Here is an 11,428-nt window from a genome sequence, read left to right as displayed (position 1 = left end):
AACGACCATCCCTATTATTAAGAGCCATAAGGCACGTGGCATGTATAAAACGCCCCTTTACATATTACAAATTCAATTACCAAGGATATATTCTATTATTTTTTCTAGCGGGGCGCAATGCTTTTTGTTTTCCAGTGTGGGGTGGTGTGCAGATTTTGTGGTGCCACTAATTGATTCAGGTTTCCGTCAAACTAGATTGGATTCCGCTGAATTGATCCACGATTCCGCCGAGTTTGTTATTTATTCCGCCAAACTACGATGGGATTTCGCCAAGTTTCCCGTTTATTCCGCCAAATCTAATGAAGATTCCGCCAAACTCAATTTCTCCTCAAAAAAAACATAAGAAAAAAAGAAAACACTGCCACAAAAAAGCAACAGTGTTTTCCTGACCACAATTTTTAAGGTTATTTCTTTGGTACTGCTGGTACTACCGGTGCTTGCGCAGGGAAGTAGCTATTCACAGCCGCATCTTTTTTCTTCCCATTATCCTTTTCGTCGAAAACTGCCTTTTTCACTTTTTCAATTTCCTTGTCTACTACTTCCATGTCAACGCCTTTTTTAACAAGCTCTTCTGTGGCAAGTCGGACTGCTTTGTTGGATTGGACAACTGATTCTCTTAAGGAATCCATCGAACCCTGTGGATTATGGAAACCGGCAGAGTTTTCAGCTGCGATAATATCCCAGAACCATTGACCCTTACGAACATATTCTTGCGCTTGCTTGATTTTTTCTTGACTCACACCAGAAGTAATCATTTTATTTACATAGTAGTGTGATGTTGTAGAAATATCTTGTGCTTCGTGTAATGCACTAACATTTGCTTCTTGAATTTCAAGGATACGGTCCTTCAATTTATCTAAATCACGGTCGCCGTGACATTGACCACATGAAGTTTGCATGGTTTTAAGTGGTGAAGTCCACCAGTGGGAGGTGATTTTTCTTTTTCCATCAACACGCTCATAAGGCATATGGCAGTCAGCACAGGAAACATTCGCCTTGCCGTGTGTACCTGATGAATGTGTTTCATATTCGGGGTGCTGCGACTTTAACATCGGCGTCCCAGATATATTACTAATCCAATCTTTCTCAAATCCCTTTTCTTTAGCAATGGTGCTGTAATACTCATACATTTCTTCGGGTTTAAACCCTTTTGTCCATGGGAATGTCACTTCACTATTATCAGCCGCAAAATAATACTCTACGTGGCACTGGCCGCAAACATAACTGCGCATATCGTTTTTGGTTGGATTGGATGTATCTACGCCTTTCGCTTTCAATGCCTTATAAAAGCTCGGACGAGTCACACGCAAATCCATTGTTTTTGGATCATGACAATCAGAACAGCCGATTGGGGAATGACCCATCGCTTCACCCTTTGGCCAAATATCTTTATTAAAATTGGCACCCCAGTAGTGGTCGCCCATTTCTTCAATCATTTTTGGAACAGCCGTTGATTTACAAGTGTAACACGAGCCAACCGATTTATCGGTAATCCGCTGAATACTGCGAATATCTTCTAAGGCGTATGTATGTCCTCGTTCTTCGTTATATTCCGTCGCAAATCCATATCCATTAAAAAGGATTGGTAATAGAGGCTCTTTATCCGCTTCAAATTTGCTGCGTTTTTCAGAACCGCCATAAGTAGTATCTTCCATCTTTTCATTCTTTTTGTAACTATTATATTGAAGTGGAAATAAGTCCTTAAATGCTTCATTACTAATTTCATCGGCTGAGAGGCCTGTAGTCTTCTTTCCTGCAGCAGACGCCGTTTTCTCACTGGATTCGTTGCTGCACCCAGTAATAATCAAAACAATTGCTAGCAGGAGAAGATATGCCCCATATCGAAACCTTCCCATTTCTAAAATCCTCCCTTATTTTCTAATAACTCTCCTGAAACAGGTGGCTTATTATAACTATCATCTTTAAAGCCTTTCCCGTGTGGTACTGTTTTGTGACAGGATATACACTTTTCCTTTGCATCATGAGATACATTACTTAGCGTACTCTTGTGACAAGAACTACAGTTGTCATTCATGATTTTTTCAGTGCGATCAGTGGCCTCAATCACATCCGGAATCTTCTTTGATCCGAGTGTGTTGAAATAAATATGTGTCATCCCCGCGCGGCCTTTAAAAAATAATTTTCCCACTTCACTTTTATGTGGCAGATGGCAGTCATTACACTGTAAATCCGAGTGCGTAGAATTCATAAATGACTTATGCACGGATTTCATCGTATGACAGTTTTGACAAAAACCAGGAGAATCCAAGTAGGCCATTGTTTTAACCGTTGAAAAAGATAAAAACACACCAATCAGCAGCGCCAGCACAATTAAAAACTTTTTATCCAATTTCAGAAATCTTTTAACCATTCCTTCACCTCCCATAAAATAACTTTTTCTCTTTTTTTAGTACTTCTGCACCTTAATTCTAAGTAGTCTACACCCTTATTTAAACCATGATATAAAAGGGCAAAACTGTGACGCACATCACACAAATAACAGCACTTGTTACCAACCTGTGAACGGGGTTTTCCTTCTATTTTCAAGATGCTTTTAATGTAAAATTGTTATTCCAAGTGATTTTTTGCACTTTTTTCAATATTTTTCCGAAAAAATATTGAAAAAAAAAGAACCCCTCAATGAAAAAAATTGAGGGATTCTTACTTACTTTAAGAGGACTGGCCTTTTTCTTGGTGGAATTTAGATTTTACGGGCTGCCCACCTGATTTTTCATAATTCTTCTTGGCTTGCTTAACAAGATCGAAATCTTGCCCAAGCTCTAAATCTTGATTATTAATTCCATTCCGTGTTTTCTGTTCAGGGTTTTGTTGCTTGGAACGCTTTTTCAAAGGTTTTCCCCCTCTAGAACCATGGTATTCTGAAGCTGCTGCAGCTGGAGTCTCATTCTATGGAGCTGTTCACGTTGCTGCGAGTTTGCACTAAGTGCCATTTTGGCAATGTCTTGATAAGTATCTTCAAGCTGCTGCAGCGCCTTTGTGTAATCATCGTCATTATAATGCTCTTGGAGACTGCTTTGTTTGTATTGTTCTTGAGCAAAGCGAACTGTGTCCTCAACCTGTTGCATTAAATCGTCCATAGAGTCACGAGTAGCCATCTAAGAACCCCCTTCTATAATAACTGGAATCCCCGTGTGAGAAGCATAATGCTTCATTTCTTATTTTGTTCTCCATTTTCTTTCCTATAACATAAACAGTCGAATAATTATTACCAGCGAGTTCCGTAAATAATTACATTTGGATTAGCTGGCCGCATCATGATAAAATTGATGTTATGCGCTTTTTATTTTTTTGCTCTGTTAAAGTGGCCTGTTGATTTCCACTCCAGTCAACAGGGTGCCAAAATCAACAATAAGCTTTAACACAGCCTATTTTCTTAAAGGAGGTTTTCTGATTGGATCAGATGAGACCTTTTATATATGCCTCTGATGATAAACGATACCATACTTGGAATTACCACTTGCGCCAAGAATTTGGTCATAAGGTGTTTAAAGTTGCGCTTGATGGCGGCTTTGATTGTCCGAACCGGGATGGCTCGGTTGCACACGGAGGCTGTACGTTTTGCAGTGCGTCAGGGTCTGGTGATTTCGCCGGCAATCGAGTCGAACCCCTAGAAACCCAATTCAATGATATTAAAGAAAAAATGCACACGAAATGGAAAGATGGCAAATACATGGCCTACTTTCAAGCATTTACAAATACCCATGCACCAGTAGATGTACTTCGTGAAAAATATGAATCCGTTCTAAAGCAGGACGGTGTCGTGGGTTTATCGATTGCCACACGTCCTGATTGTCTGCCTGATGATGTGGTCGAGTATTTAGCAGAACTGAATGAACGAACCTATTTATGGGTTGAGCTTGGTCTCCAGACAGTTCACGAACGAACAGCCATACTCATCAATCGTGCCCATGACTACCAGTGTTATAAAGATGGGGTTAATAAGCTAAGAAAGCATGGGATTCGTATCTGCTCTCATATTATTAATGGATTACCGCTTGAAAACTATGACATGATGATGGAAACTGCTCGTGAAGTTGCCAAATTAGATGTTCAGGGAATAAAAATTCATTTGCTCCATTTGTTAAAAGGAACACCCATGGTCAAGCAATATGAAAAAGGAATACTCGAGTTTATGTCCCAAGATGATTATGTAAAATTAGTATGTGATCAATTAGAAATTTTACCACCCGAAATGATTGTTCACCGGATTACAGGTGATGGTCCAATTGATTTAATGGTTGGTCCGATGTGGAGTGTGAACAAGTGGGAAGTCTTAAATGCGATTGATGCAGAACTAAAGCAAAGAGACAGTTTCCAGGGGAAATTTTATCAAAGTCATTTGGTGAAACAATCTTGAAAATTGACAAGATTCTTCCGTTTGCGAAAAATTTACTAAAAAAAGCAGTACATCCTGGCGATGTCGTGATTGATGCGACAGTTGGAAATGGTTACGATACAGTTTTCTTGGCAGAACTTGTTGGAGCGTCAGGCCACGTATTTGGATTTGATATTCAAGAGGAAGCAATTGCCGCAAGCAAGGAACGTTTAATCAAGCAAAGCCTATCAGACCGTGTTACACTGTTCCAATCTGGGCATGAGCATCTCTCTCATTTGATTCCTGATATCTGCCAAGGTAAGGTTACTGGTGCCATTTTTAACTTAGGATATCTACCTGGCAGTGATAAAACAATTGTTACACAACCTGACACGACCCTAGCTGCCCTTCAACAATTACTGGAGATGATGGCTCCTGAAGGGATTATCGTTCTCGTTATTTATCATGGCCACAAAGGCGGTGCCGAAGAACGTGATGCCCTGCTTGATTATTGCCACCAAATTGACCAAAAAACGGCACATGTGCTCCAATACCAATTTATTAATCAACAAAATAGTCCAGCATTTATCATTGCAATTGAGAAAATATGAAAACCAGGCCCAAGTGCCTGGTTTTTATTTTGAAATTAACCTTGTGACAAAAGCTGGGACTGACTTTTGCACGGAGCGGTAGGCGAGACCATTGAAATAGAAGAAATAGCTAATCCAACCGCCGGTTTTAATCATTCCTTTGGCTAATTTCCGAACGTTTTTCTGTTTGCGAACCTTGGAATCTGATAAATAAATTCCCAACAGACCTCGGTTAATCAAACGATGGAAATTTTTATGGGGAAGAAATTCCGTGTGACGATCTGCTTCTCTGACAAAATGGTTCAACCGCTGAAACAGAATTTCCTCATTATGATAATAGGAACAAAAGTTTAAGTCTCCCCCTATAAGGTCTTCCTCTTGATCAATAAAATAATCTAAAAGAATATGTAAGCCCTGTATATATGGAAAGTATCCATTTCGAATATTATCCGCATCACTCAACTGAAAATCATCACGATGAGCGTAGGAGACAAGTCAATAAATCCCTAAGGTAGAACCCGAACAAGCTGAAAATTCATACCACTCCATTTCCGGTAAGTGGTGTTGGTTTTCTTGAAACCATTTTTCAAGGCGTGGGACCCGCTCCTCATGAATGACATGTTTGTGAATTTGCAGTTCACAATAGTACTTGCATAGTTCAAGTAAATAATTTTTAATTTCTTCATAATTCTTAATATCTCTTAGGACAGAGCGACAGGTCTCCGATAAATCATTTAAATAATTACCATCGTCCTGGTCTTCACGGAGCCGGTAATAATTTTTCTTATCTGCTTTAAGGACAAGCGCATCTGCCATTGATTCATGGAGTGCTGCAAAATCCTCAGGGTCCAGTGAGGTAGACCGGTCACAAAGATTATCCAAATAATCACTAATCGTTTGATAGGCAACAATAAATTTTATTGCTTTTTTATAATCCTCTTTAGCGGTTAGTGCAAGGATCGCTCCACCCTCGCAATGGAATGTTTTATGATTGATACTTGCAAGGGCTTGAGTCCTCAGTTCCTCGTTCGGGATTTTTTCTGCACGGCTTTTCCAATAAGCCAATTCTTTGTGTACTGCTGGAAGTATTTTGCTGTATACCCTCGACATAAGGGTGATTGGCATCATTGAAACCGACAACCTTTCTAAACAATATAACCGATTGCTTTTAATTGACTATAAACAAAATCCTTTGCATATTCAAATACCTCTTCCCGCTCCGGTTCATTAAAAATTTCATGGTAGCATTTTGGCCATTCCTTAAATCTTTTTTCAGAAAGAGGTACGTGATTGAACCATTCTTTTACGGTACTTTTATTGACTATTTTGTCATCTCCAGCTTGCATGACAAGCAAGGGGATATCTTGTGTTTTTTCAAGCGCTTGAAAAGCCTCTTTCATGGCACTCACTAATTCCCGATACCATCGAACCGATACTTTGGTTACATAAAGAGTATCATTAGAATCTGCTTCACGGACCTCTTCGTTTCTTGTGGCCATTTGGACCGATAATCCAGAATTTATCCGAAGTGAAGGAAAAACCATATTCAGACCATGCGAAAGAAGATCAAGAATTTTAGACGGGGTGTGAACTAATCCTAAACACGGCGATGAAAGAATCACTCCAGCAACATTCAGTCTCTCTTCCTGTAAGAGTCGGATTGAAATTAATCCTCCCATACTGTGACCAAGTAGGAATACTGGTAAATTATAGCGGTAAGCCGCCTGAATCCAATCCTTTACTTCAAAAATATAATCATCGAAGGAATGAATATGACCGCGGTTGGCCCTTGTTGTCATCCCTTGGCCTGGAAGGTCTGCCATAATCACATGGAATCCAGCTGAACGCCACATTTCGATTAGCCAGCCATAACGGCGATGATGTTCCATGGCACCATGGACCATCACGATAACTGCTTTCGCTTCTCCTTCTGCTTCCCACTTCCACATAGTGTTCCCCCCTATAGTAGTTATAACCAAATAGTGAATGAATTTCCAATACACCTAAATTTCACTATTTCAAAAAAGACGAATTATTTTTAATCGCCTCCTACTTCCGATAAAATAATATCATCATGGAAAAGGAGCGAGAAGAATGATCTATCCTTATAAAGATAAGTATCCTCACATAGCGGATACTGCTTATATTGCCGACTATGTGACAATTACTGGTGATGTTGTAATTGGCGATGAATCAAGTGTCTGGTTTAATACTGTCATAAGAGGAGATGTAGCCCCAACCATTATTGGTAAGAAAGTAAATATCCAAGATAATTCTATCTTACACCAAAGTCCCAATAACCCGCTAATTTTAGAGGATGAAGTGACCATTGGACACCAGGTAATTTTACACAGTTGTATCATTAGAAAAAAAGCACTCATCGGAATGGGATCGATTATCCTTGATAATGCTGAAATTGGTGAAGGTGCATTTATTGGGGCCGGCAGTCTGGTTCCCCAAGGAAAGAAAATCCCGCCTAATACCTTAGCATTTGGCAGACCCGCAAAAGTTATTAGAGAATTAACACCTGACGACATTAAAGATATGGTAAGAATCTCTACAGAATATGCGGAGAAGGGGCAATATTATAAGTCCATTCAACCTTAAAACCCAAAATAAAGCACCCAAGGAAACTTGGGTGCTTTATTCATTAATTTTTCGATGTTTGCAATGCTTTTTCTAACGCATAATCCTTCTGAAAGGAATAGACATCTTCCACATACACTTGATGCCATACCATAAACATCAGCACAGTCCAGATTTTTCTGCTATTATCTGCCTTGCCCTGACAGTGATCTTCGAGCAATTGTAGTACATAGGATTTATTAATCAAATGATCTGTGTTGCTTTCACGGATGATTTTTTTGGCCCATTCGTTCATTTCATCCTTCAACCAGTGACGAATCGGAACAGGGAAGCCTAGTTTCTTACGATCTAGCACATGGGCAGGCACGACGCCTTCAGCGGCTTTACGTAAGATGTACTTCGTCGTTCCATGAGCTGTTTTTAGACTGGTTGGGATTTTGGAAGCCACCTCGAAAACGGATTTATCAAGGAATGGAACGCGCAATTCCAATGAATGAGCCATTGTCATTTTATCCGCCTTCAGTAAGATATCACCGCGCATCCAAGTATGAATATCAATATATTGCATCCGATCAACCGGATCATAGCCCCGCGATTCCGCGTAAAGAGGCTTTGTAATATCCCTATAATCTAATCCTTCACGGTAGACGTTTAATAATTCCCGCTTTTCTTCTTCCATAAACATTTTTGCATTGCCGATATAACGCTCTTCCATTGGCGTTATACCACGTTCGATAAAGCTTTTCCCTCTCATTCCTTCAGGCATCATACCCGCGATCCCTTTTAAAAGGACTTTACCCGCTCTTGGAATTTTATTAAATACCTCTAAGGATTGTGGTTCACGATAAATATTGTAACCGCCAAATAATTCATCGGCCCCTTCACCAGACAGAACAACCGTTACGTGCTTTCTTGCTTCACGAGCAACAAAATATAGCGGTACACAGGCAGGATCGGCAAGCGGGTCATCCATATGCCACATGATTTTTGGAATTTCATTCATGTATTCCTGCGGTGAAATCACATAACTGATATTTTCAACACCAAGCTTTTCTGCAGTCTCTTTTGCGACATCAATTTCACTGAATCCATTATGCTCAAAGCCAACTGAGAAGGTTTTAATGGCAGGGTGAAATTCTTTAGCAATCGATGCAATGATCGAAGAATCAATCCCGCCTGATAGGAACGAACCAACCGGCACATCACTGCGCATATGCATTTTAACTGAATCAAAGAGGACATCTTTAATTTCTTTAATAAAATCAGGCTCTGATTTTTGAACAGGTTTGAAATGTGCCTTCCAATATCTTTTGATTTCCATTGGAGAGCCAATTTTTTTGGTAAAATAATGACCTGGTTCTAATTTTTTAATTCCATCAGACAACGTGTTTGGCTCCGGAACAAATTGATAGGTTAAATAATGCTGCAAAGAATCATAATTGAGCACATCATTTTCAAGGCCCAATAAAATACTCTTTTTCTCAGAAGCAAAAAACGTTCTGTCACCATCTTCAAAATAAAAGAACGGTTTGATTCCAAATGGATCGCGTGCCCCATAAAGGCTTTGCTCCTGTTTATCCCAGATAACGAAAGAGAACATTCCACGCAGCTTTTCAACGGCTTTTTCCTTTAAATGACTGTAAAGGGCAATAATAACCTCCGTATCAGAACTTGTTGCAAATGTTAAACCTTCAGATAATAGTTCTTCACGCAACTCAACATAGTTATAAACCTCACCGTTAAAGATAATCCAATAGCGTTCATTTTCATAGGTTAACGGTTGATGACCGCTCTCGATATCAATGATACTTAAACGGCGGAATCCAAATTGAATATGATCATCATAATAAAAACCATCGTCATCTGGTCCACGATGAGTGATAATATCGTTCATATTTTTAAATTGTTGTTTTTGTACTTCACTATAGTTTTGTGTTGTATCGTGTACACAACCTATAAAGCCACACATTATGTACCTCACCTCTTCTAAATATCCCTAAATAAAGGATTTAATCCAAAAAACATACTCTCTAATACTACCACTTTTTTTTGAAAAAATGCACTGAGAACAATAGGTAAATTTACTATCCACATTTTTTACTTCTTTTGGCCTGTATAAACATTTCATTTTATGCAATTATCGATTCAATGTACAGGTAATTAGACGTACAAATAAAAATGGGAGTTACATGTAGTATGTAACTCCCCTCTTTCTATTTATATATTTGCTTGCGCTCGCAATGCCTCTACCTTGTCTGTACGCTCCCAAGGCAGGTCTACATCTGTACGGCCAAAGTGACCATATGCTGCAGTTTGTTTGTAAATTGGACGGCGAAGATCCAACATGTTAATGATACCTGCTGGGCGAAGGTCAAAGTTTTCACTAACAAGATTAACTAATGTATCTTCGCCTACTTTGCCAGTACCAAACGTATCAACAGCAATCGAAACAGGTCGTGCCACACCAATCGCATAAGCAAGCTGAACTTCACATTTTTCAGCAAGACCTGCAGCGACGATGTTTTTAGCAACATAACGTGCTGCATAAGCTGCGGAACGGTCCACTTTTGTAGGATCCTTACCTGAGAAAGCACCGCCGCCATGACGAGCATATCCGCCATACGTATCAACAATAATTTTACGGCCAGTTAAGCCTGCATCCCCTTGTGGTCCGCCAATGACGAAACGGCCAGTTGGATTAATAAAATACTTTGTCTTCTCATCGATAAGTTCTTTTGGTACGACAGGGTTGATGACATATTCTTTTAAGTTACGTTGAATCTGCTCTAACGTTACTTCTGGGTTATGTTGAGTAGAAATAACAATGGTATCAATCCGTACCGGTTTATCATTCTCATCATATTCCACCGTTACTTGGGTTTTTCCGTCTGGACGAAGGTAATCAAGAACATTATCTTTCCGCACTTCTGTTAATTTACGAGCAAGCTTATGTGCAAGTGAGATTGGAAGTGGCATAAGCTCTTTCGTTTCATTACATGCAAAACCAAACATTAAACCTTGGTCCCCTGCACCAATTGCTTCGATTTGTTCATCAGACATTTGACCTTCACGTGCTTCCAAAGCCTGGTCAACGCCCATAGCAATGTCTGGAGACTGTTCATCAATAGATGTTAAAACGGCACATGTCTCGGAGTCAAAACCGTATTTTGCACGATCATAACCAATCCCTTTAATCGTTTCACGAACGATTTTAGGAATATCCACATATGTAGATGTCGTGATTTCCCCTGCAACTAACACTAATCCAGTTGTTACTGAAGTTTCAGCCGCAACACGAGCATTAGCGTCCTTTGCTAAAATAGCATCTAAAATGGAATCAGAAATTTGGTCACAGATTTTATCAGGATGACCTTCAGTAACTGATTCAGAAGTGAACAAACGCACGTTTCTTGACATCTGAATTCCTCCTATATTATGAGATCACGAGGTTTTTTTTTGAAGGTTACAGGTATACTTCTTAAACCTCGAGAATTTGATACGGTACTCATTCCCTTAGTATGTAATTAACAAAGGATTTTTATTAGAGACTCATTTCATAAAAGGACTTATACAAAACAAAAAACCTTACCATAGAGGAAAGGTTGGTTTCGGGCCTTTCGCTCTTATCGTTCAAGGCAATAGCCTTGCGTCAGATTAGCACCTTCGCATTTGAAAAGGACCTTTTAAAGTGGTTAATCTTTTCATACTGCAGGTTGCTGGGTTTCATTGGGCCTGTCCCTCCACCAGCTCAGGATAAGAGAGTATCCGTTCAACTTAGAATAATAACATACTGGATAACAATGTCAATGAATTTTTTAGAAATATCTTCCTCATTAAAATGGAATAATACGTTGTAAGAGAGTATCCTTTTATAAATATTTTTTATATCTTCAATTAAAGTTTTAAAATATATAAA

The 11,428-nt window shown here is 39.3% G+C and carries 11 protein-coding genes, 1 pseudogene and 1 riboswitch; of the genes and pseudogenes, 4 read left to right on the top strand and 8 right to left on the bottom strand.

Annotation, left to right across the window (positions count from 1 at the left end; genetic code table 11):
* On the top strand, positions 1 to 343 hold a 343-nt coding region (locus V7659_RS15120; RefSeq protein ID WP_335540703.1), incomplete at its 5' end, for a hypothetical protein.
* Between the two features lie 61 nt (positions 344 to 404).
* Here the strand turns inward: V7659_RS15120 and V7659_RS15115 are convergent.
* The 4 genes from V7659_RS15115 to V7659_RS15100 form a co-directional block, all read right to left on the bottom strand.
* Entirely contained in the window at positions 405 to 1,856 is a 1,452-nt protein-coding gene (locus V7659_RS15115) for an ammonia-forming cytochrome c nitrite reductase subunit c552 (RefSeq protein ID WP_335540702.1), read from the bottom strand.
* A gap of 2 nt (positions 1,857 to 1,858) precedes the next feature.
* Positions 1,859 to 2,371 carry a NapC/NirT family cytochrome c gene (locus V7659_RS15110; protein ID WP_335540701.1) on the bottom strand — a complete coding sequence of 171 codons (513 nt, stop codon included), beginning with the start codon at positions 2,369 to 2,371 and terminating at the stop codon, positions 1,859 to 1,861.
* A 299-nt stretch (positions 2,372 to 2,670) separates the two neighbouring features.
* Positions 2,671 to 2,850 carry a hypothetical protein gene (locus V7659_RS15105; RefSeq protein ID WP_026563246.1) on the bottom strand — a complete coding sequence of 60 codons (180 nt, stop codon included), beginning with the start codon at positions 2,848 to 2,850 and terminating at the stop codon, positions 2,671 to 2,673.
* Entirely contained in the window at positions 2,847 to 3,116 is a 270-nt protein-coding gene (locus tag V7659_RS15100) for a YtzC family protein (RefSeq protein WP_335540700.1), read from the bottom strand. Before V7659_RS15100 ends, V7659_RS15105 begins: the two co-directional genes overlap by 4 nt.
* A gap of 296 nt (positions 3,117 to 3,412) precedes the next feature.
* Here V7659_RS15100 and V7659_RS15095 point away from each other — a divergent pair, with 296 nt between their 5' ends.
* Both V7659_RS15095 and V7659_RS15090 read left to right on the top strand, forming a co-directional pair.
* Positions 3,413 to 4,378, top strand: coding sequence for a TIGR01212 family radical SAM protein (locus V7659_RS15095; RefSeq protein ID WP_335540699.1), 966 nt, complete (start codon positions 3,413 to 3,415; stop codon positions 4,376 to 4,378).
* Positions 4,375 to 4,947, top strand: a complete 573-nt coding sequence (locus V7659_RS15090) for a class I SAM-dependent methyltransferase (RefSeq protein WP_335540698.1) — start codon at positions 4,375 to 4,377, stop codon at positions 4,945 to 4,947. Before V7659_RS15095 ends, V7659_RS15090 begins: the two co-directional genes overlap by 4 nt.
* Before the next feature lie 24 nt (positions 4,948 to 4,971).
* Here V7659_RS15090 and V7659_RS15085 read toward each other — a convergent pair.
* Positions 4,972 to 6,066: pseudogene (locus V7659_RS15085) on the bottom strand (tetraprenyl-beta-curcumene synthase family protein).
* A gap of 5 nt (positions 6,067 to 6,071) precedes the next feature.
* Positions 6,072 to 6,875 carry an alpha/beta hydrolase gene (locus V7659_RS15080; RefSeq protein ID WP_335540697.1) on the bottom strand — a complete coding sequence of 268 codons (804 nt, stop codon included), beginning with the start codon at positions 6,873 to 6,875 and terminating at the stop codon, positions 6,072 to 6,074.
* 145 nt (positions 6,876 to 7,020) lie between these two features.
* Here V7659_RS15080 and V7659_RS15075 point away from each other — a divergent pair, with 145 nt between their 5' ends.
* Complete coding sequence (locus V7659_RS15075; protein WP_335540696.1) at positions 7,021 to 7,533, top strand: gamma carbonic anhydrase; 513 nt, start codon at positions 7,021 to 7,023, stop codon at positions 7,531 to 7,533.
* A 43-nt stretch (positions 7,534 to 7,576) separates the two neighbouring features.
* On the opposite strand, the gene asnB is transcribed toward V7659_RS15075, so the two are convergent.
* Both asnB and metK read right to left on the bottom strand, forming a co-directional pair.
* Complete coding sequence (asnB, locus tag V7659_RS15070; RefSeq protein WP_335540695.1) at positions 7,577 to 9,481, bottom strand: asparagine synthase (glutamine-hydrolyzing); 1,905 nt, start codon at positions 9,479 to 9,481, stop codon at positions 7,577 to 7,579.
* 248 nt (positions 9,482 to 9,729) lie between these two features.
* Positions 9,730 to 10,929 carry a methionine adenosyltransferase gene (metK, locus tag V7659_RS15065; protein ID WP_335540694.1) on the bottom strand — a complete coding sequence of 400 codons (1,200 nt, stop codon included), beginning with the start codon at positions 10,927 to 10,929 and terminating at the stop codon, positions 9,730 to 9,732.
* A gap of 203 nt (positions 10,930 to 11,132) precedes the next feature.
* Positions 11,133 to 11,272: riboswitch (SAM riboswitch) on the bottom strand.
* Positions 11,273 to 11,428: the final 156 nt, after the last annotated feature.

This window comes from Neobacillus drentensis (genome assembly GCF_036966985.1).
Lineage (GTDB): Bacteria > Bacillota > Bacilli > Bacillales > Cytobacillaceae > Neobacillus > Neobacillus drentensis_E.
Note: the sequence above shows the minus strand (reverse complement) of the source record. Positions and strands in the feature narration are given on the sequence as shown.